The organism is Fodinibius salsisoli, assembly GCF_026229185.1.
Lineage (GTDB): Bacteria > Bacteroidota > Rhodothermia > Balneolales > Balneolaceae > Fodinibius > Fodinibius salsisoli.
Genome location: NZ_JAGGJA010000003.1, coordinates 248,468 through 270,100, shown reverse-complemented (window position 1 = coordinate 270,100; position 21,633 = coordinate 248,468). Strand labels below are relative to the sequence as shown.

At 44.6% G+C, this 21,633-nt stretch carries 15 protein-coding genes; 12 read left to right on the top strand and 3 right to left on the bottom strand.

Features of this window, described 5'->3' with window-relative positions:
• Nucleotides 1–225 precede the first annotated feature (225 nt).
• Nucleotides 226–1,473 carry an NADP-dependent isocitrate dehydrogenase gene (icd, locus tag J6I44_RS06095; protein ID WP_265765123.1) on the bottom strand — a complete coding sequence of 416 codons (1,248 nt, stop codon included), beginning with the start codon at nucleotides 1,471–1,473 and terminating at the stop codon, nucleotides 226–228.
• Nucleotides 1,474–1,939: 466 nt separating this feature from the next.
• Between icd and mutL the strand changes: the two genes are divergently transcribed.
• The 7 genes from mutL (at nucleotide 1,940) to J6I44_RS06060 (ending at nucleotide 14,614) form a co-directional block, all read left to right on the top strand.
• Nucleotides 1,940–3,784, top strand: a complete 1,845-nt coding sequence (gene mutL / locus J6I44_RS06090; RefSeq protein WP_265765122.1) for a DNA mismatch repair endonuclease MutL — start codon at nucleotides 1,940–1,942, stop codon at nucleotides 3,782–3,784.
• 92 nt (nucleotides 3,785–3,876) lie between these two features.
• Nucleotides 3,877–5,010: a tRNA-queuosine alpha-mannosyltransferase domain-containing protein gene (locus J6I44_RS06085; protein ID WP_265765121.1), complete on the top strand. Its 1,134-nt coding sequence runs from the start codon at nucleotides 3,877–3,879 to the stop codon at nucleotides 5,008–5,010.
• A 974-nt stretch (nucleotides 5,011–5,984) separates the two neighbouring features.
• Nucleotides 5,985–9,188 carry a SusC/RagA family TonB-linked outer membrane protein gene (locus J6I44_RS06080; protein WP_265765120.1) on the top strand — a complete coding sequence of 1,068 codons (3,204 nt, stop codon included), beginning with the start codon at nucleotides 5,985–5,987 and terminating at the stop codon, nucleotides 9,186–9,188.
• 22 nt (nucleotides 9,189–9,210) lie between these two features.
• Nucleotides 9,211–11,013: a RagB/SusD family nutrient uptake outer membrane protein gene (locus J6I44_RS06075; RefSeq protein WP_265765119.1), complete on the top strand. Its 1,803-nt coding sequence runs from the start codon at nucleotides 9,211–9,213 to the stop codon at nucleotides 11,011–11,013.
• A gap of 181 nt (nucleotides 11,014–11,194) precedes the next feature.
• Nucleotides 11,195–12,121, top strand: a complete 927-nt coding sequence (locus J6I44_RS06070; protein ID WP_265765118.1) for a hydroxypyruvate isomerase family protein — start codon at nucleotides 11,195–11,197, stop codon at nucleotides 12,119–12,121.
• A gap of 339 nt (nucleotides 12,122–12,460) precedes the next feature.
• Complete coding sequence (locus J6I44_RS06065) at nucleotides 12,461–13,573, top strand: endo-1,4-beta-xylanase (protein WP_265765117.1); 1,113 nt, start codon at nucleotides 12,461–12,463, stop codon at nucleotides 13,571–13,573.
• 51 nt (nucleotides 13,574–13,624) lie between these two features.
• The gene (locus tag J6I44_RS06060) at nucleotides 13,625–14,614 is read left to right on the top strand and encodes an aldo/keto reductase (RefSeq protein WP_265765116.1); all 990 of its coding nucleotides are present in this window, start codon (nucleotides 13,625–13,627) and stop codon (nucleotides 14,612–14,614) included.
• A 361-nt stretch (nucleotides 14,615–14,975) separates the two neighbouring features.
• Here the strand turns inward: J6I44_RS06060 and J6I44_RS06055 are convergent, their stop codons facing one another.
• Both J6I44_RS06055 and lysS read right to left on the bottom strand, forming a co-directional pair.
• Complete coding sequence (locus J6I44_RS06055; RefSeq protein WP_265765115.1) at nucleotides 14,976–16,202, bottom strand: ABC transporter permease; 1,227 nt, start codon at nucleotides 16,200–16,202, stop codon at nucleotides 14,976–14,978.
• 302 nt (nucleotides 16,203–16,504) lie between these two features.
• Nucleotides 16,505–18,040, bottom strand: coding sequence for a lysine--tRNA ligase (lysS, locus tag J6I44_RS06050; RefSeq protein WP_265765114.1), 1,536 nt, complete (start codon nucleotides 18,038–18,040; stop codon nucleotides 16,505–16,507).
• A gap of 170 nt (nucleotides 18,041–18,210) precedes the next feature.
• Between lysS and J6I44_RS06045 the strand changes: the two genes are divergently transcribed.
• The 5 genes from J6I44_RS06045 (at nucleotide 18,211) to J6I44_RS06025 (ending at nucleotide 21,631) form a co-directional block, all read left to right on the top strand.
• Nucleotides 18,211–18,843: a 4'-phosphopantetheinyl transferase family protein gene (locus J6I44_RS06045; RefSeq protein ID WP_265765113.1), complete on the top strand. Its 633-nt coding sequence runs from the start codon at nucleotides 18,211–18,213 to the stop codon at nucleotides 18,841–18,843.
• A 27-nt stretch (nucleotides 18,844–18,870) separates the two neighbouring features.
• Nucleotides 18,871–19,635: an AmmeMemoRadiSam system protein B gene (gene amrB / locus J6I44_RS06040; RefSeq protein ID WP_265765112.1), complete on the top strand. Its 765-nt coding sequence runs from the start codon at nucleotides 18,871–18,873 to the stop codon at nucleotides 19,633–19,635.
• Nucleotides 19,636–19,641: 6 nt separating this feature from the next.
• Entirely contained in the window at nucleotides 19,642–20,508 is an 867-nt protein-coding gene (locus J6I44_RS06035; RefSeq protein ID WP_265765111.1) for a Rossmann-like and DUF2520 domain-containing protein, read from the top strand.
• A gap of 252 nt (nucleotides 20,509–20,760) precedes the next feature.
• Complete coding sequence (locus tag J6I44_RS06030; RefSeq protein WP_265765110.1) at nucleotides 20,761–21,075, top strand: MGMT family protein; 315 nt, start codon at nucleotides 20,761–20,763, stop codon at nucleotides 21,073–21,075.
• Nucleotides 21,076–21,094: 19 nt separating this feature from the next.
• Nucleotides 21,095–21,631: a TlpA family protein disulfide reductase gene (locus J6I44_RS06025; protein ID WP_265765109.1), complete on the top strand. Its 537-nt coding sequence runs from the start codon at nucleotides 21,095–21,097 to the stop codon at nucleotides 21,629–21,631.
• Nucleotides 21,632–21,633: the final 2 nt, after the last annotated feature.

Genomic DNA, 21,633 nt, shown 5'->3' with positions numbered 1-21,633 from the left:
TTCTTTGCGGGTTTTCTATCTATGTCAAGCTCTCAGATAAAAGGTTTATTTTTCCTCTTTAAAATTGAAATAGTTTGAATGACTCTAAAGACCGAAAGGGTTTGCAACCTTTTCGGAGTTTTTGACAGAATGAGGTTTTGCGAAGTCTCATAGGAATAAAAAAATCCGCAACGCCTTTTGGACGCTGCGGATTTTGAAAAAGTGGAGAAGAAACGAGAGAAAGAATTACATATTCTCTACGATTTTCTCACCGAATTCCGAACACTTCAGAAGGGTAGCACCTTCCATCAGGCGTTCAAAGTCATAGGTTACTTGCTTCTGATTAATGGAAGCCTCAATGCCTTTCTCGACCAAGTCAGCGGCTTCATTCCAGCCCATGTATCGGAGCATAATAACCGCAGAAAGGATCAGAGATCCCGGATTTACTTTGTCTTGTCCGGTATACTTGGGTGCCGTACCGTGCGTAGCTTCAAAAACAGCAAGACCAGTGTTATAATTGATGTTTGCACCGGGCGCAATTCCAATTCCACCCACACAGGCAGCAAGAGCATCTGAAATATAGTCACCGTTCAGGTTCATGGTGGCTATAACATCATACTCATCGGGACGCGTCAGGATCTGTTGCAAGAAGGCATCAGCAATGACGTCTTTTACAACGAGACCATTTGGAAGCTTGCACCAGGGACCTTCACCAATAACTTCGGCATCATATTCTTCACGAGCAACTTCATAGCCCCATTCCTTAAAGCTACCTTCGGTAAATTTCATAATATTACCCTTATGAACCAGCGTAACGCTGTCTTGGCCGGTTTCGAGAGCATAATCGATAGCTGAACGGACCAGGCGTTTCGTGCCTTCAGTAGAAATAGGCTTAATACCCAGGGAAGTAGTATCCGGGAATCGAATCTGATCGACTCCCATTTCATTAATCAAGAAGTTCTTAAGCTTCTCATTCTCTTCAGTGCCTGTTTGATATTCAATACCAGCGTAAATGTCTTCGGTATTTTCCCGGAAGATAACCATATCTGTTTTCTCGGGATGCTTAACCGGACTTGGGGTGCCTTGGTAATATTTTACCGGGCGAACACAAGCATAAAGATCTTTTTTCTGACGAATAGCTACATTCAGTGAACGAATTCCTCCACCTACGGGCGTTGTAAGAGGGCCCTTAATAGCAATTTTATATTCTTCAATGGCATTTAAGGTGTCTTCTGGCAACCACTCTCCATCACCATAGAAGTCGACGGCCTTTTCGCCGGCATAAATTTCAAACCAGTTAATTTCTTTTTGACCGTCATAGGCTTTTTCGACCGCACTATCAATAACATTGCGCATGACCGGCGTAATATCGATGCCAATACCATCACCCTCAATAAATGGAATAATCGGATCATCACCTATTTTTAGTGAACCATCGGACTTTTTTTCAACTTTGGTGCCCTTTTCCGGGGGCGTAATCTTGTCATAACTCATGAGAATCTCAGCAATATATTTGAATTAAATTTGCCTTTAAGTATACCAAAAAAAAATCGCAGGTGCATGCCAAAATACCAGCCTGTGAAATGACTGCATTTTGATGAATATTCTGGTTATATTAATATCAGCTAATGGAAAACTTCTATCTATTATGAAAGGAAGCTGCCATGATTAAACCAATGTTCGGGCATCGCCCCAAACCCAGAAAATTTAATTACCCTTTTCGCCATTATAATCCTGAAGAAGATAAGAGCAGAAAGGAGCGAATGAAGATTAGAAGAAGCCACAAAAAATATCATCAAGGGCGATCGGTATTGATGTATGCGCTGGGCTTGTCAATGATCTTGTATATCATGTATCTGCTATAAGTTTTATCTTCGTATCCGATGATTAATCAGCATGGGTACCCTAAACTGCTCGATGCTGTGGAAGAATAATGCAAAATCGAAAATAAGTACGTACTTTGACTCAGGAAACGGATTCCCAAGATTCGATTATACACGAGCTGCCTCCCGAAATCTCAAACAAAATTGCTGCCGGCGAAGTCATCCAACGACCCAGCTCAGTGGTCAAGGAGTTGCTGGATAATGCCATCGATGCAGGAGCAAACCAGCTCAAAATTATTATTCAGAATGCCGGACGCACGCTTATCCAAGTCGTGGATAATGGCTGCGGGATGGGGAAGGAAGATCTACGGCTCTGCTTTAAGCAGCATGCAACCTCCAAGATTCATGACATGGATGATCTGTTCCGTGTAAGAACCCTTGGCTTTCGGGGAGAGGCGATGGCTTCTATCGCTTCAGTAGCGCAAGTTACGCTTAAGACGAAGCGTCCCGGTGATGACATGGGGTATAAATATGAGATCTGGGGTGGAAAGGAGAAATCGTTTGAACCTGCCGCTGTTGATATAGGGACGTCGGTAGCCATCCGAAACCTGTTTTATAATGTGCGTGCCCGCCGCCAGTTTTTAAAGACCGACGCAACAGAATTTCGCCATATCCTGAAGACCGTTCAACAGGCTGCGTTGGCTAATCCGGAGCTTGGTTTTGAACTGATTGCTGATACCGACTCAATTTATGACTTGCCTGCCGAGCAGCCGCTGAAAGAGCGTGTGGCCCAGATGTTTGGAAAAAGCTACAAAGCCAGCCTTATCGAGTTTGAAGAGGAAACCAGCTATCTTTCGGTACGCGGCATATTAGCGGATCCCAAATTGACCAAAAGAAGCCGGGGCGAGCAGTTTCTCTTTGTTAATGGTCGGCCTTTTCAGCATCGCTATCTTACGCACGTCATACTAAATATTTACGATACCTGGACCGGAGAAAAGGAATATCCCTTTTATGCTATTTTCCTAAGCGTTGACCCTTCCCAGGTGGATGTAAACGTTCACCCGGCTAAAGAGGAGGTAAAGTTTGAGGATGAGCGAGGGGTGATCAAGTTGACAAAATCGGTGGTTAAAAAAGCACTCAATGAACAGTTTTTAGTTCCTGAGGTTCCGACCTCTCAAGGTAGGAGCTCGCGATCCGGTGGATTTTCTTCGGACTTTAGTTTCGGGGGAACAACGCAAAAATCCACTCCTAAGAAAAAACCGGTAAAATTTCCTTCTCGCATCAATTTTGACCAGTCCAAGTCTAAGCCCAAGGGGGAGGGACAAGGGTTTTCTCGCCAGCTGTATAGTTTTGATGAACAGTCTGAACGTCGCAAACAGGAAGAGCAGGGAGGCAAAGATACCCCTCCGGAGCGTATGGGGGAACGAGGGTTTTGGCAGCTGCATAATTGCTATATTCTTACTCAGACGCGTTCTGGATTGTGCATGATTGACCAGTATGCGGCCCACAAGCGTATTGTATATGAGAAAGCACTGAGCGCAACTGAAGAGGCTATTCCAAGTACTCAGCAGCTGTTATTTGCACAGAATATAGAGTTTTCGGCATCTGATTTTTCACTCTTGGAAGAATTGCATCCCATTTTAAAGCGAATGGGATTTAATGTTCAGCTTTTGAGCGGAAATACGGCAATGATAAGCGGGGTGCCTGCCGATATCGATGTCGGAGATGAACATTCAGTGCTAAAGGCCATGCTTCATCAATATCGGGAACTTGATGGCAAAGTAGAGCTTGATGAACGCAAGAAATTAGCCATTGCTTTCGCTTCTAAGACGGCCATTCCAAAAGGCAAGAAGCTTACCGATATGGAGATGGAGAATTTGCTGGATCAGTTATTTGCTTGCGATGAACCCTACAAAGATCCGCTGAACAAGCCTACATTAGAATATATACCTCTTGAAGATATTGAAGCTCGCTTCAGGTAAGAATGAATTGTTGAATTAATGAATTCTCTTATTTTTTAGTTTACTTCAATCAATAAATATTCATTCAACAATTCAACCAATCAATTTCTCCCATGAACATTCTGGCGGTTGAACCTTTTTACAGCGGTTCGCATAAAGCATTTTTACAAGGACTTCAGAAGCATTCTCGCCATCATATTATTCCTGTTAATTTAAGTTATAAGGGGAAGAAATGGCGAATGCATGGTAACTCCGTAGTACTGGCCGGTATGGCTCAAGAGGTTGAAGAGGAGATTGATCTTCTGCTGGTTAGCAGTATGACGAATTTGCCTGCTTTTTTGTCGTTGACCAGTCCACGGTTTGCCAACATCCCGAAAGTGATGTATATGCATGAAAACCAGTTTACCCAGCCCATGCCGGAAGGAGAGGAGCGAGATCAAACCTATTGCTACCTGAACTATTTGAGTATGTTATCGGCTGACCGGCTGATTTTTTCTTCTAAATTTCATCGCAGCGACTTTCTGAAGGCCCTTCCGGATTTTTTGGCCAATTATCCGGATGACAAATATTATTACCCGGTAGACAAAATTGCCGAAAAGAGCTTGGTGCTTTACCCGGGTCTTGACCTTCAACGATTTGATGCCCAGCCAGATATCCGAAGTTCTAACGATAATCCTGTTATTGTTTGGAATCAACGCTGGCAGTTTGATCGAAATCCGGCCATGTTCTTTCGGGTTTTGAATCGCCTAAACGATATCGATTTAACCTTTGACCTGATATTGGCCGGGGATACACAGCACGAAAAGCCTGAAGAGTTCGAAAAGGCCTGGAAGCGTTATGGTCGGCATATTACCCACTTTGGATATGTAGAAAACAAAGAAAATTACAGCAAACTGCTGCACCGGGGAGATATTGTTGTGTCTACAGCCACCTATGAATTTTTCTGCGTCGCTATTATGGAGGCCATATATTGCGGTTGCCACCCCTTGGTACCCAACCGGTTACATTACCCAGAATTGGTTCCCCAGAGCCTGCATAAACCGTTATTACATGCCCCGGTGCTTTATGAAACAGAAGATGACCTGTTTCATTACTTGAAAGACCTGCTGACGAATCAAACAGATCCTCTGCCCAAAGCCTCGCTGCAGAATATTAATAAGCATCTTGACTGGTCAAAAAGGATTGAGGAGTACGATGCTATGTTTGAAGAATGCCTTGATATGGATATCACCCCATCCCTTTCTTAAGGTTTAAGAGTCATATTAGTAACGTCTTTAGCAGTTAGAGACAGAATTAAAGATCTTCAGGTAACAGTTCAATCTCCCTATCCATCTTTTCTAAGAGAAACCTCGATGAGTATCTTATAGCAAAAGCCAGAGGTACTTTGTTTAGTACACCAATTTTTAACCACATTAAGATAACCAAGACGAATCTCTTTTAGAGTGCCGGGGAAGTACCAGCTTTTCTTTTAGTTGTAGAGTCTTTTGTCAGCATAGCCTGAGTAAACTATTGGGTTCTTATGATTATTTAGAGAAGGCTTTGCAAAGCCTTCTTAGAATCAATAACCATTGATGTGAAATATATTTGCATAAACTTGAATTGAATTTGAAATTTGACTGCGGCTCGCACAGATTGGACTATATTTTTAGGTTAAAAATAATTATTCAAAGAAATTGAGAGATGATTATGTCCCAATAAAAGTAAAGTTCGTTAGTACGATGTTAACTTTAAAGTATCCGGTTAAGTACCCCTTTAATTGCTTCAGCAGGAGGTTGAATTTTAAAGCGAAGCCCATTGTCATATTCTAAATATGAAGTTCTTATTGTTTCAGTATGCAGCTTGTTTTGCTTTGAGAACGGTTTTTTAGTGAGCTTGGTCTTCTTATAGTTTCATCTCTAAAAGAGAATTTAGAGGCGTTATTAAATCCTGAAAAAGACAAGTCCTTATTTATAGCTGTTAGAATTATTGAATTGTTGTGCAGCAAAAATAAGTCACAAAAAAATATTGTGTAATAATATTCTAAGTAATAAAAATATTTGCATAATTATCCATCATATTTGATACTTAAAGAAAGGGATAAGTGTTTGTATAACAGCTAAAGCAAGTAGCTAAGGTGGATGGGATAGTAAGTTAAGCGAATCAGCGGCCTTTCTATGTTATCGAAAACACTTATTTATGGATAAATTAATTCAAACCTTAAAATTGTATATCAGGGGTTACTATGAACAAAAAAGTGACAGATGTAATCAGAGCTATGCTTAAAGGCAGAGTTCTGGAAAAAAGTTGGAGGGGCAACTGGTTTAGAATACCATCTGCGAAGATGTTGTTAGTCACCGGCTTGCTCATTGCAGTAAGTGCTATGGAGGTTCAGGCACAGGATGCAGAAATATCCGGAACAGTAGTTGATAACCAAGGAAGCTCGCTGCCCGGCGTTAATATTCTGGTTAAAGGTACCTCTACAGGTACATCAACCGACAGTGACGGTGCATTCTCATTGACGGCTTCTTTACAGGATACCTTAATCTTTACCTTCATTGGTTTCCAGCGGCAAGAAGTGCCAATAAACGGCCGTGAAACTATTGAAATTCAGATGGTTCAGGAAACCTATTCTGGTGAAGAAATGGTCGTTGTCGGCTATGGAACACAGAGAAAGGAAACACTGACAGGATCGGTAAGTGCAGTAGGTGGTGAAGAGCTCCAGAAAACACCGGTCACCAATACCTCTAACTCTATTGGTGGTAAGCTACCCGGTGTGGTAAGCGTTACCTCGAGTGGAGAACCCGGTTCTGATGGGTCTACTATTCGTATTCGTGGCCAGCATACCTTAAACGATAACAGTCCGTTGATCGTGATTGACGGGGTGCCCGCTGAAGCTGGTGCTCTTGATCGTATAAATCCACGTGATATTGAGGATATGACCGTACTGAAGGATGCTTCAGCGGCTATCTACGGTTCACGGGCAGCAAATGGAGTAATCCTGGTACAAACCAAGCGAGGCAGTGCAACAGGGGGAGCTCCTCAGTTGCAAATAGACTTTAACCAGGGTTTTAACCAGCCGACCCGCATTCCAAATATGGCGGATGCTCCCACCTATCTTCAAATGCTGAATGAAGTGGATATGTACAGAGGCAATGATCCCCGATATTCCCAAGAAGAAATACAGAAGCATGAGAATATTGGCGCGGAGGATCCATGGCTCTATCACGATACCGATTGGTTTGCCGAAGCTTTAAAGCCGGTCTCTTATCAAACCCGGGCTGATGTTGCGATGTCTGGAGGTACTGAAAACATGCAGTATCGTCTCTCTTTAGGTGCACTCACCGAAGATGGATATTATGAAAACAGTGCTACCGGATACAATCAGTATAACTTCCGAAGTAATATTGATGGGCAGGTTAATGACAATATTAGTTTGCAGTTTGATGTAAGCGGTCGCTTTGAAGATCGTAACTTTCCGACACAGGGGGCAGGAGCAACTTTCCGTATGCTTATGCGAGGGAAGCCACAGCTTCCGGCCTACTGGCCCAATGGATTGCCGGGACCAGATATTGAAAATGGTCAGAATCCTGTGGTTACCGGAACAGACGCTACCGGTTATAACCAGGATGACCGATACTTTCTTAATGCTAACCTCGTCGCTGATATTGAAATTCCTGGCGTGGAAGGGTTAAATGTTCGTGGAACTTTCTCCTATAACAAGCGATTGCAGGAACAGAAAGTATGGTTGACGCCATGGACCCTTTACGGTTTTGATGCCGATGGATATCGCGCTAATGGCGGTGATCCGGCCCAGTATTTAACCGGTGCTTCACGACCATCTGGTCAGGAACCTACCTTATCCCAATTCAGTGCGGATAGTTCCAGTATCCTAATAAATGCCGTGGTTCAATATCAGCGTGATTTTGAGGATCATTCCATAAGTCTTATTGGTGGAGCGGAGCGTCGCGAAGGATCCAATGCTTGGTTCAATGCCTTCCGACGTAACTATATTTCCCCCGCTATTGACCAGTTATTTGCCGGTGGTGAAGAGCAACGGGCCAATAACGGCAGTGGTAACAAGGGCGTATGGCAGAGTCTTTTCAGTCGCATCAACTACGATTACCAAAGCAAATACCTGCTAGAGTTGGTTGGTCGGTATGACGGCTCCTACATATTCCCCAAAGGTTCTCGTTATGGATTCTTCCCGGCGGTATCTGTAGGGTGGAGGCTGTCCGAAGAAGACTTCTTTGCTGATAATGTAGGATTCTTTGATAACCTTAAGCTTCGGGCTTCTTGGGGACAAACCGGTAACGACCGTATTGATCCTTACCAGTACCTGGCCAGTTATGGTTTCGGAGGTGGATACATCTTCGGTGGTGGTACGGAAGTGCCCAGCATGTACCAGACCCGGACGCCCAATCCCAACATTACCTGGGAGGTTGCTAATCAGTTTGATGTTGGTATCGAAGCCTCTATGCTCGACAACCGTCTCTCGATTGAGATGGATTATTTCGACTACCTGAGAACCGATATTCTTACCCAGCGAAATGCTTCTATTCCTCAAACTTCTGGACTGAGTCTGCCGGAAGAAAATATAGGTGAAGTGTCGAGTTATGGGGTGGATGGTTCCATTAACTGGAGCGATCAGGTGAATGAAGACTTGATTTATAATATCTCACTCAATGCGGGCTGGGCTACCAATGAAATTAATTATTGGGATGAACCCGCAGGAGCCCCCGAGTGGCAACAGTCAACCGGTTCTAAAATGGATACCGGTTTGTTCTATGTTGCTGACGGCATTTTCCAGAATGAGGCAGATATTGATGAATATGGAGCCTACTGGGCAGGAGACAGAGATGCCGTACGGCCGGGCGATATTAAATTCAAGGATATTGATGGTGACGGCGAAATTACCGCTGATGACCGTGTTCGATCAGACCGAAATGATGTGCCCGAATGGACGGGAGGAATTACCTTCCAAGCCAGTTATAAGCAGTTCGACTTCACCGCCTTCTTCCAGGGCGCTGCAGGGGCATCGCAATATATCCAGACGGAATCTGGCGATTTTGGTAACTACTTTAACCAGTTCGCCCAGAAGCGATGGAGACCTGATCCCGATAACGCAATGATGCAGCACCCGGATCAAGACCATGCGGAAGGTCCCCGTGCATTCCAACGTACCGAAGAGTATTGGATTGCTAATGGCAATACCTACTTCTTCAGGAATACGGATTATGTGCGACTTAAAACATTGGAGATTGGCTATAATATGCCCACAAACCTGACCAGTAGATTGGGGATGCAGAATATGCGCATATATCTCAATGGGTTTAACCTGTTTACCTGGGATTCTTTCGGTCTTATGGACCCTGAGACACAAAACGGTGCAGGTTCCTATTATCCACAGAAGAGGGTAATAAATGCCGGAATTTCTTTAACATTTTAAGCACCAAAAATATTAGATCACTATGAAAAATTTAACTTATATATCAACGTTACTTTGTGTAATGTTACTGGCTGTTACGGCCTGCGATGTGCAGAGCGTATTAGACCAGGAGCCGGTTGATCAGATTTCTGAAGAAGCGGTCTGGGACGACCCGGCGCTTGTTGAGGCGTATCTGAATGATATTTACCTCGGTATGGGCCATGGGCTCTATGAGGTAATGTTAGCTTCGACCACCGATGAGGCTCATTTTACTCATGGCTATGGCATTCCCGAGATTGTAGAATCTAATGTTTCTCCAAGTAACAGGGGAAGTTTTGGAAGCCGGGGAGACTTTAACCATTGGGATTGGGCGGACTTGTATTTTCGCATTCAGCAGGTAAATACCCTGCTGGCTGAAATGCAAGAAACAACGATTGAAGATCAGGCACTGCTCGATTCTTTTAATGGGCAGGCTCATTTTCTGCGAGCCTATTTCTATCATAATCTGCTTCGCATTTATGGAGGAGTCCCCATTATTCAGGATCCCAATTCTTTAGATGATGAGGATATTACCCCTGCGCGCAATAGCTTTGCTGAAACCGTTGACTTTATCGTTCAGGAAGCAGATGCAGCAGCAACCCTACTTCCGGTTGAACAAAGTGGAGATGATTTAGGGCGGGCCAGTGCCGGAGCAGCAATGGCGCTGAAGTCTCGTGTTTTATTGTTTGCCGCCAGTGATCTATATCACCAAAATCCAAGTGGTATGGATGTGACCGGCTATAGTGGAGCAAACCAACAGCAAATGTGGCAAGATGCCAAAGCTGCAGCTCAGGAGGTAATGGATTTGGGAGCGTATGAACTTTACCGGCCCAATCCGGCAACTCCTGAGGAAGCCGGCGAGAATTACTATCAGCTGTTCCTTACGGAGAAGCCTGCCAACCCGGAAACCATCATGGAGCGTTACTATATAGAAACGCGTGATGATGGCCATAACCCGGGCTTGGATAACGGTCCCAATGGGTATCACAACTGGGCTGGGAATACGCCTGTCCAAAACTTAGTGGATGACTATGAAATGGAGGATGGATCTGAATTTAGCTGGGATAATCCTGATCACGCTGCTTCTCCTTATGAAGACCGTGACCCCCGACTGGAAGCTTCTATCCTTCATGATGGTTCTGAATGGGTCCAGCGTCCACCTGATGCCGTACAGTATGATGGTGAGAACGTTATTCAAACGTTCAAAGAACTTGAACTTTCTGATGGAAGTGTAGTGCCTGGCGTCGATACCCGTGACGGACCTATCGAAGACTGGAACGGAAGCTACACCGGGTATTACATGAAAAAGTTTATCCGCAATGACATGCAGCACGGTTCAAGTAATAAGCAGGAAGGATCCTGGATCTTCTTCAGGTACACCGAAGTCTTGCTGAACTACGTGGAAGCGTCTATTGAACTTGGCGATTTTGCTGATGCGCGCCGGGAGCTCAACAGAATAAGAACCCGTGCCGGAATGCCCACATTCGATGCTTCCGTAACCGGAGATGAGCTTATGGAAGAGTATCGCAACGAACGGCGCATTGAAATGGCCTTTGAAGAACAACGCTACTTTGATGTTCGCCGCTGGATGATTGCTCCTGACGTAATGAATGAACAGGCACAAAATATTTACATTACAGCAGAGGCTGCAAGCCAGGCTGACCGTAGTAGCTATACCAACTATAACTACGAGGTACGTTCACAAGTGCCGGGTAACAGGGCATGGGAGGACAAAATGTATTTCCAACCCATTCCTTTTGAAGAGATGAATCGAAATGATAATTTGATTCAAAACCCGAATTACTAAGAGTAATTATAGATAAATAAAACAGTATAAAGCGGGGAGAATTTAACATATTCTCTCCGCTTTTATTTTAGGTCTTGGCAAATGCTTTTGCACCTTTTTTCTTTAGTTTATTAGTTTTGATAGAAAATTGGGTGTTTAAAGGTGTTGGACTTATTTAATTATTATAACCTATGACAAAATTATGGATAGAAAGAAATTTTTACAGAGCAGTTTATTGACGGGAGCAACAGCACTGACCGGCGCTTCGGCAACTTTTGGTTCTATAAAATCAAATATGAATTCCCAAAACGAAGCGGCGGACTTCAACTTAAATTATGCCCCTCATTTCGGCATGTTCCGCCACCACGCCGGTGATGATCTCATCGATCAGCTAAAGTTTATGTCTGAAGCGGGATTTAATGGCCTTGAGGATAATGGTCTTATGGGACGCTCTCCGGAGATGCAGGAAAAGATTGGTCAACAGCTGGCGAAATCAGGGATGGAAATGGGCGTCTTTGTCATTGATAAAGGAGGAAATGGTGCAAATTCATTTACGGCCGGCAATGAGGAATATACCCAGATATTCCTGGATGCCTGCAAAGAGGCTGTAGAAGTAGCTAAGCGGGTAAATGCTACGTGGATGACAGTCGTTCCGGGCAACTTTACCCGGCATTTACCCATAGATATACAGACCGGCAATGTGATTGAAACACTGCGAAGGGCGGCAGAAATTTTTGAACCGCATGATTTAGTGATGGTGTTAGAACCACTGAGCGATACACCGGACCTGTTTTTGCGCACCTCCACACAGACCCATATGATCTGTAAAGCAGTGGATAGCCCTTCCTGTAAAATTCTTTATGATGTTTATCACCTGCAGAAAAACGAGGGGAACCTTATTACCAATATTGATTTATGCTGGGATGAGATTGCCTATTTTCAGCAGGGCGACAATCCGGGCCGTAATGAGCCGGGAACGGGCGAAATCAATTTCCAAAATGTGTTTGGCCATATCTATGAAAAGGGATATCGTGGGATTATGGGGATGGAACATGGTAACTCTATGGATGGCAAAGAAGGTGAACAAGCGCTTATCAATGCCTACAAAGAAGCTGACAGTTTTATGTAACAGCTTTGCATGTTTAACTATTTAGTACTTTAACGTGCTTGCCGGTAAACACAAATTCTAAGGTATGGGTCCTAATGATTCAATCCTCCTGTCCTCTTTCTCCCCCGAATTGCTCGGGACACGCAAGGTGGAACTCGTTGATGAAGATGGAAGTTGTACATTTTTTGAGGAGCTGTCATTAGAAGTCCCTCCCCGACAATGGTCGGGACAGGCTTTGGAGAAGAGGGATTTAGGGAGATTGACTGCTCATACCGTTTCTCGAATTGGTAAAATGTGTTACTTTATATGCTAATCGCTTCTGCGACTATATCTTCAACACGAAAAGAAAGTATATTACCGATGTTACTGTATCATAAAATCAGTGTTATAGTAGTGGTATTTCTTTTCTGTGGTTGTCAAAGCCAACAATCAACCAGCGGAGATGGGAATCTTGGTTCGCTGTCAAAAGCCTATGAAAAGGAATTTAAGGTGGGAGTAGCCTTGAATACGTCCCAGGTATCGGGCGAAATTCCAGAAGCGACATCTCTGATTGCCAAACACTTTAATTCCGCCACTCCTGAAAATCTGTTAAAATGGGAGTCGGTGCATCCCCGGGAAGAAGAATATAATTTTGACCCCGCTGATCAATACGTTTCGTTCGCAGAGAAGAACGATATGTTTATTGTCGGCCATACCTTGGTTTGGCATAATCAGGTGCCTGGCTGGGTGTTTGAGGATAAGAAGGGTAATACCTTATCATCCGATAGGCTCTTGCAGCGTATGAAAGAGCACATATCCACGGTGGTTGGTCGCTATAAAGGTCAAATAGATGGCTGGGATGTGGTTAACGAAGCGGTGCTTGATCAGGGCGGCATGCGAGGCTCTCCATGGTACAAGATCCTGGGGACCGACTATATTGCTAAAGCATTTGAGTATGCCCATGCCGCAGACTCAAGCGCAGAGCTCTATTATAATGACTATAATTTGTGGAAAACAGAAAAGCGCCAGGAGGTTATTAGACTTGTAAAGCAACTGCAGGCGAAGGATATTCCAATCCAGGGAATAGGCATGCAGGCTCATTTGGGACTCAGGCATCCGCCAGTAAGTAAGGTTGAAGAAAGCATTGAAGCCTTTTCTAAGCTGGGAGTAAAGGTAATGATCACAGAATTAGATATCGATGTGCTTCCCGATGAAGAGGAAGGAGCTACGGCTAACAGTTTGGAACTAAATCCATATTCCGAAGGGCTGCCCGACTCAGTCCAGCAAAAGCTTACGGAAAGGTATGTTGAACTTTTTAAGCTGTTCAAAAAACATAGTACCAACATAGACCGGGTTACATTCTGGGGACTCAATGATGGCCAGTCATGGCTCAATAATTTTCCTGTTGCAGGGCGTACCAATTATCCTCTACTTTTTGATCGGGAGTACAATCCCAAGCCGGCCTTAAAGGCACTTATAGATTTACAGCATTAATAGGTAGCTTCGCTGCCTGTAATTATAAAGTTATTTAAAACGTATATTTTTATGCATTACAGATCGTTTAAAGGAACATCCGTCGCAGAAATTGGCCTTGGAACCTGGCAGCTGGGCAGCAGCGAATGGGGTTCAGTAGGTGAAGAAGAGGCGCTTTCTATCTTGCAGTCCTATGTTGAGCAGGGGGGCAACTTTATAGATACCGCTGATATCTATGGTATGGGCCTCAGTGAAAAGACCATAGGAAGCTTTCTTGATCAGCTGGAAACTGATCGGAAGATCCATGTAGCAACGAAGCTGGGTCGCCGGGAAGATAATGGCTACGGATGGCCACAAAACTTTAGTTATAAAACAATGCGTGAGCATGTAGAAAGTTCTCTTCGCAATTTGGGCTTATCGCAGTTATTTTTGGATCAGTTTCATTGTATTCCGCAAGAAGAGCTGGAGAAGGGAGACGTCTTCAATCATTTTAGAAAACTTCAGGAGGAGGGACTCATTAAGCATTGGGGCGCCAGTGTAGAAACAACCGAGGAGGCGCTCATCTGCCTGGAACAGGAGGGGATAGCCTCACTTCAGATTATTTTTAACCTGTTTCGACAACACCTTGCCGATGAAATTTTTGAAAAAGCAGCAGAAAAAGACGTTGCCCTGATCGTCCGTGTACCGCTGGCAAGTGGAATGCTGACTGGAAAGTTTGACAAAAACACTACTTTCCCAAAAGGTGATCATCGGAATTTTAATGCCGACGGAGAAGCTTTTAATGTGGGAGAAACATTTTCTGGCATTCAGTTCGACAAAGGACTTGAGCTCGTCCGCAAGACCGAACAAATAATGCCGGATAAGGAAATGCCACAACTGGCCTTACGCTGGATACTGGATCATCCCCAAGTCACAACGATTATCCCCGGAGCCACCAAAAGGGAGCACGTGATAAGTAATACATCGGCAAGTTCCCTTGATCCTATTCCCAGTGAAACCCACAAAGAGCTCCGCGAGCTGTATGACAAGGAGATTCGTCCCAATATTCGCGGGCGTTATTAGGGGAATTAGTTATTGGAGAATTGGTATAATGGTTATTGGGGATTAAATAGAAACTCCAAAACATGGCAAGGTTTTAAAATTTCACCATGTTTTTAGCAATACTTTCCAAATTACAAACTTGAAACTGTTTGAAGCGTCTGAATGAACCCATATCCGGCCCGTTCTGTTAAACCTTATTTAATTGGTATCACTCATCGGATGAGTGGTTTTGCTCAGTACTTCTTCAAATCTCTTGGTACTCATCCGATGAGTATTTTGGGGACCCTAATTTTTACACTAAAGCTACACTATCTCCTTTCTGTTTCCAATAGCCTTAAAGACGAATACTTAACCCAACCAACTAATACACCAATAACAAAACTCACCGTCCATAAGCGATAACTTTAAGCGGATCGGTATTAGCTGCTGTACGGGCAGGGAGGTAAGAGGAAAGCGTACAGAGGACTAACGTTACGGCAGCAACGATCACAAAATCAAGTCCGTGAGGCTCTACTGGTGCATAAGCCATATAGTAGTTTTGTTCGGAGAGGGGAATGAGATGATAAGTGGACTGCAGCCATGCAAAGAGTAACGAAAGGGCAACACCAATCGCCAGACCTACCACTGCAACAAACAGACCTTCCAGGATAAATATTTTGCGGATACTGCTATCATTAGCCCCCATGGTTTTTAGGATGCCGATATCCTGTGTACGTTCGAGTACCATCATCAGGATAGTGCCAATCAGGTTAAAGGCCGCAACAATAATCATTACTCCTATGACAAATGGGATGGTCTGTTCCTGGAGATCTACCCAGGCGAAGATACTGCTGTATTTTTCATAGATGCTCTCGGTGAAGTAAGGGAAGCTTAAATCATCGCGTAGCTGTTCTTTTACGGATGAAATAGCGGTATAGTCATTGAGCCTGATTTCCATCATCGAGGCTTGTTCGGGCGGCACCTGGAAGAGGTTTTGAGCATGGGGACGAGCCACAAGGGCAAAGATATTATCGAACTGACCAATACCGGTCTGGTAGATCCCCTGCAGGCGGAACTGCTGTATTTCAGGCGAACTCAGGGGCGAGGGGAGTCCCTCGATGGTATAGGCCGTCAGGACGGAGCTGACATCCGCATTGAGCGACTGCGCCAGCTTGGATCCTACGACCATGCCTGGCAAGCCCGTGCTGTCCGTTGTTAGATCATATGTGCCCTTTGTGATGTACTGTCTGATATCCGTAACATCACCCTGCTCATCAACGCCTTTAAAAAGAATACCCGTTACTTCTTCCGAAGACTGGAGCATGGCCTGGCCGTTAATAACGGCTTGAGCCTGGTCTATCTGTGGATACGTTTGCAGATCCTTCAGCAGGGTATCAGAACGCATGATGGGATCGTCACTGAAGGTGCTGATCGTGATATGCGGAGCAAAGCCCAGCACTTTATTATCAATAGCTGATTTAAAGCCATGAACGATGGAAAGGGCGATCAGCAACCCGGCTGAGCCCACCGCCACTCCGGTAATGGCCATGGCCTTGATAAAGCTGAGAAAGCGCGAGTCTTTCCGCCTGCCCTTGAAATATCTAAGTGCCAGATACCACTCAAAGTTCATTTGTTTGGTTATTGGTTAACTCCTTTATCGGTTAACGTTAATTCTAAGTTATAGGTTATAGCCATTCAATCCTCCTGTCCTCCTTCTCCAAGGAGGAACTTATTTTTAAATATGGAGATAACTCAGAATATTTAGAGCCAATAACCAAAGAGTCCCTCTTGGAGAAGAGGGATTAGGGAGATTGACTGATCCTAATAGCTCTCCAACCGTTATCTCAACCGGTAAACGTGTTATTAGTTAATAGTAAATTGTTACTGGGCCTTGGAATTTCTCGATGCCAACAAATAACAATTAGCAAATAACTACTTCTCAGGTTTCATCTGAGGGAAGAATAAGACATCCCGGATGGACTCTGAGTCCGTCATGATCATGGCCAACCGGTCGATGCCGATCCCTAATCCGGCCGTGGGAGGCATGCCGTATTCCAGGGCCTGCAGGAAGTCTTCATCAAGCGTCATCGCCTCTTCATCACCGTCGGCACGCAGGCGAGCCTGCTCTTCAAAACGTTCGCGCTGATCAACCGGGTCATTAAGTTCGGAGAACGCATTGGCAATTTCTTTGCCGTTACAGATGCATTCGAAACGTTCTACGAGTCCTTCCTTCTCACGATGCTTCTTCGCAAGGGGACTCATTTCTATAGGATAATCAGTAATGAAGGTCGGCTGAATGAGGTTAGGTTCCACATATTCACCGAATATTTCATCAATGATTTTGCCTTTGCCAAAGCTGTCTTCCAGCTCAATATTTAACTCTTCGGCCGCTTCTTTAAGTTCGCTTAAGTCTTTGCCATACAGATCTTTACCTGTTTCTTCTTCAATAGCTTCGAACATCGGGATGCGTGGCCAGGGACGCTTAAAGTCGATCTCTTGGTCGCCTACCTGCACCGTGGTAGAACCGTGTAGAGCTTTGGCGACGTGCTCCACCATCTTTTCCACAAAGTCCATCATCCAGTTGTAATCTTTATAGGCTACATAAAGCTCAACCTGGGTAAACTCTGGATTATGGAAACGGGAAAGTCCCTCGTTACGGAAGTCCTTGGAAAATTCATAGACGCCGTCATATCCGCCAACAATCAGTCGCTTCAGATAAAGCTCATTGGCAATACGCAGATACAGTTTCATATCCAGTGCATTGTGATGTGTAACAAAAGGCTCGGCCGAAGCACCCCCGTAAATGGGCTGCAGGATGGGGGTTTCAACCTCCATATAGCCTTTATCGTTCATGAAGTTACGCATGGCTTGCACCATGGACGTACGTTGCTGAAAAACATCCCGTACTTCCGGGTTGACTACCAAATCCAGATACCGTTGCCGGTAGCGCTGCTCTTTGTCCGTGAAAGCATCGTAGGTTTTGGTTTCCCCGTCTTCTGTTTCCACTTCTTTGGGAATGGGGATGGGGCGCAGCGTTTTACTTAACAGCTTAAATTCTTCGGCATAAACGGTCGTCTCACCAGTGCCGGTCTTAAAAACATAGCCCTTAATACCTACGATATCACCAATATCGGTCAGTTTCTTAAAGACCTTGTTGTAGTTCTCTTTTCCAACATCATCACGTCGGATGTACACCTGGATTTCTCCCTTAGAGTCCTGCAGGTTAAAAAAGGTAGATTTACCCATGATGCGGCGTGTCATAATACGTCCCGCCACCGAAACGCGCTCTACCTCCTCAAGCTCCTGTTCATCTTCTTTGATAAGTTCAGGATGATCAAGGATGTACTGGCTGTTATGAGAAACATCAAAAGAATGGGGATAAGGGTTCGCCTCCATCTCGCGTAGTTGTTGCAGTTTTTCAAGGCGAATTTTGTGTTGTTCACTTACTGAAGATTCAGTATTGCTCATTGGAAAAGATTAAGCTTGGTCTAAAGTTAACAGGTAGTATCAAGTCGCTAAAAATAAAGATTCTGCTACAAAATTGTCAGTTTTTTCTGTAGTCGTTTAAATAGTTTGTTAATTGGATAAATTTGGAGATTTTTAGGGGTTATATGTTAAAGAGTCATTTTATTATTTGAATGAATACAGCACTTTCAGCAGTTATCGATTCATTACCCTTTGCCGGCAACTTTGCCCTCAAAAGAATTTTAGCACTTTCGCCCAAGATTGTGGCTGAGTTAAATGAGAAAGAGAGTTCAGAATTAGCTACTTTCACCAATGATGAGCGAAGGCGTGAATTCGTTACCTCCCGACTTTTGCTGAAGCAGCTGGCTGATGAATGGGACCTTGATACGGCTAATTTTGTTGTTGCCAAAAACGAGTTGGGCAATCCTTTTGCTGAGGTAGGAGACGATCGATACGAAATTAGTATAGCCCATACCAAGGAGGAGGTCTTTTGTGGACTTACACGAACAGAGCCCATTGGTGTAGACCTGGAGCCCATGAATCGTGACGTATCCGGACGGCTGCGCACAAGGATACTTCATCCCACCGAGAAGGAAGAGGAGCTGGAAGTATCAACAATACAGCTATGGACTATTAAGGAAGCCTACATTAAACTTAGGGGAGAGGGGCTGCGGCTGAATATGAATGATGTGTATGTACAGTCGCAGCAAGATCATTTTCTGGTGAAATTAGATGATGATAAAAAAGCTAAAATTTGTAGTTTTAGCTATCAGGATAATTGGTTATCGATAGCGTTTTATCTATAAATTCAGAGTAGATCAGCACATTTGCATATGAATATTACATCGTATTCCCGGGACCAGATACAGAAGGGAATTGAAAAGGCAGAGCAGCGGCACGGTAAGGATAAATCCGATATACGGCTCCTTTTTGCCCCGGAAGTAATTAATGATAACAATTTTAATCGTGCATGCGATATCTACAGTCGTGTGGACCTGTCAAGTTACGAGACGGTGGTTGTGGTAGAGTCCCACAATGAGACCTTGGATAAGAAGCTTCCGATGGCGTCCAAGTCCTTTTTTGAGACGCCGCTCGGCGAGGTTCCCGTCAATGATTACATGCGGAATGAGTTTTGCGATGAGGATGATGACTTTTATATCTATGATGAAGCTTTTAATAAAGATATCAGCCTGTTCCAACAGCTGATGTTTCTGCAGGTCTTGTCGGATGACTTTTCGGCGGTAAGCGTGCAGATTGCCGATACCAATCCCGCGATTGTCAAAGAATTGGCCTACGTGCTCGAAGAAGTGCTTGCCTCACGCAGCGCTCTGCTGGTGTTCTGCTGCGAGCTGGATAATGAATTTAAACAGGAGTTCCAGAATGTTCGAAAGATGGTAGAACAAGGCAACCATTCCGGATTGTTACACTACCTGAACAGCGGAGAGTCGCATATCAAAGGGGCAACAACCTTTATTGCCGGAGTCATCGTGGCTCATAAATGGGATCTCCACCTTCGATTCCTTGAGTCGGAGTACGACCAGTACAGCGGAAGCCTGTTGACGGCCTATGCCGATCGTAAACACGTATTCTTTAGCTAATCACTTATGCAGACCCCTGAGGTTACGGTTATTGGAGTAGGAGCCTTGGGTACGGCCTTGATACGCGCTTTTTCTGCGCAGCATATCCTCGTTAAAAGTATATTTAATCGTACTGAAAAAGATGCTGAATCTCTTGCGGATGAGCATGACATTGCCATAGCATCGGCCCGCCCGAAGGCACGGTCTGAGCTGGCTTCCCTGGTTTTTATTACGGTTTCTGATAGCGCAATTCCGGAGGTTACCCGCCATCTTGTACAGCTGGATGATGACTTATCCGGTATGACGGTCATTCACTGTTCCGGTAATGAGCCTGCGGATATACTGCATCCCCTGCGCGATCGAGGCGCCCACATTGCCTCCATGCATCCCTTGCAGACCTTTACCTCGGCATCTGGTCCCACTGATTTTGAGGATATTTATTTCAGCCTGCATGGCGATAGTAACGTATTTCCAATGCTGCAACGCATTGCTCAACAGCTGGGTGCTCATACCATGGAGGTCACTTCCCAACAGAAAGCCGATCTGCATGCCGCGGCCGTCTTTGCCTCCAATTATTTGATTACGCTGCTGCAGGCTGCTACCGAAACGGCATCCACCGCCGGACTTTCGGAACAGAACGTCAAAGAAGCCTTGCTGCCGCTCGTGCAGACTACGCTTAAGAATGCAAAAGGACAGGCGTTGCCGGAAGCCCTCAGCGGACCGATAAAGCGAGGGGATGTGAAGACGATTGAGGATCATTTAACCTTGTTGAACAACCAGCCGGAACTGCGGAGCCTGTATTGTAATCTCGGCAGAAAAACAGTGGCTCTGGCCCAGTCATCAGGTTATTTAGATGAAGAAACAGCTGTGGAGCTTAAAGAAGTATTGCGATAGGGAAGAAGGATACTGCAATTTTGAGCAAATAAAGATACTGCAGTCCACCTTTTTTAACTCAGCTATCAGATGTCATGGGTTGTGATTTGAGTCATCAGATGAATGATAGATCTCCCTTAATAAAATTTAGTTTTTATTATTCATCCGATGGCTAAGTATGTATATTTAATCGGCAAGTTTGATCAATATTATGTTGATTTATGCTAATACTGGAAGAGGCTTTGCAAAATCTCTGTAAAGATTAATTGTGCAATGAGTAACTATTATGAGCGGGTGTATGAGGTAGTAGCACAGATCCCGGAGGGAAGAGTGACCACCTATGGCGCCATTGCCCGTTATTTAGGTATTGCTTCGGCGGCACGCATGGTGGGGCATGCGCTAAATAATTCCGCCGAAACGAATATCCCCGCGCATCGTGTTGTAAACAGAAATGGAGAATTAACGGGTCGGGCTCATTTCCCGGGCGACACGATGCGAGAGCGTCTGCAGCAAGAAGGCGTTGTATTTGTGGATGAATACCGCGTTAAGCTGGAAGCCCACCAGTGGGACCCAAATAATAAATTGTGATAAGGACAGATCGTTATTTATGATAATATCTAACAAAAGACTGGAGATCGGGTTGTTCGCAACGGTAATGATACTGCTGATGGCCTTTGTACCTATAGATCTTACTCACCAAAAGGAGAGCCCCGCCAGTGACCCGCTGCTCAAGAATGTTACAGGATCTGAACTGCAAGAAATAGTGGATTCCTACCAGGGCAAGAAAGCAGTACTTATCAATGTTTGGGCTACTTGGTGTGCACCCTGTGTAGAAGAATTTCCGGAAATAGTAAAGTTGCAGCGGGCATACCCAGAGAAACTGCAGGTCATCTTTATTTCAGGAGACTTCCCGGATGCGCGGGCCCGTGCGTTAGCCTTCCTTAAGAAGCAGGAGGTAGACTGGACCACCTACTTTAAAACCGGTGACGATCAGGAGTTCATTGAATCTGTTTCTCCAAACTGGACCGGGGCGCTTCCCTTTTCCAAGGTAATAGGAATAGACGGAGAAGTGGTAGCCAGTTGGGAACAGTCCGCCACATATACTAAGTTTGAACGTCACGTTAAAACAGCAATTAACCAATAAAC

Coding starts and splice junctions, on each gene's coding strand:
- J6I44_RS06075 (WP_265765119.1), top strand. CDS start 9,211: ATGAAAAATTTAACTTATATATCAACGTTACTTTGTGTAATGTTACTG.
- J6I44_RS06085 (WP_265765121.1), top strand. CDS start 3,877: ATGAACATTCTGGCGGTTGAACCTTTTTACAGCGGTTCGCATAAAGCA.
- icd (WP_265765123.1), bottom strand. CDS start 1,473: ATGAGTTATGACAAGATTACGCCCCCGGAAAAGGGCACCAAAGTTGAA.
- lysS (WP_265765114.1), bottom strand. CDS start 18,040: ATGAGCAATACTGAATCTTCAGTAAGTGAACAACACAAAATTCGCCTT.
- J6I44_RS06060 (WP_265765116.1), top strand. CDS start 13,625: ATGCATTACAGATCGTTTAAAGGAACATCCGTCGCAGAAATTGGCCTT.
- J6I44_RS06030 (WP_265765110.1), top strand. CDS start 20,761: ATGAGTAACTATTATGAGCGGGTGTATGAGGTAGTAGCACAGATCCCG.
- J6I44_RS06035 (WP_265765111.1), top strand. CDS start 19,642: ATGCAGACCCCTGAGGTTACGGTTATTGGAGTAGGAGCCTTGGGTACG.
- J6I44_RS06070 (WP_265765118.1), top strand. CDS start 11,195: ATGGATAGAAAGAAATTTTTACAGAGCAGTTTATTGACGGGAGCAACA.
- J6I44_RS06055 (WP_265765115.1), bottom strand. CDS start 16,202: ATGAACTTTGAGTGGTATCTGGCACTTAGATATTTCAAGGGCAGGCGG.
- J6I44_RS06025 (WP_265765109.1), top strand. CDS start 21,095: ATGATAATATCTAACAAAAGACTGGAGATCGGGTTGTTCGCAACGGTA.
- amrB (WP_265765112.1), top strand. CDS start 18,871: ATGAATATTACATCGTATTCCCGGGACCAGATACAGAAGGGAATTGAA.
- J6I44_RS06045 (WP_265765113.1), top strand. CDS start 18,211: ATGAATACAGCACTTTCAGCAGTTATCGATTCATTACCCTTTGCCGGC.
- J6I44_RS06080 (WP_265765120.1), top strand. CDS start 5,985: ATGAACAAAAAAGTGACAGATGTAATCAGAGCTATGCTTAAAGGCAGA.
- J6I44_RS06065 (WP_265765117.1), top strand. CDS start 12,461: ATGTTACTGTATCATAAAATCAGTGTTATAGTAGTGGTATTTCTTTTC.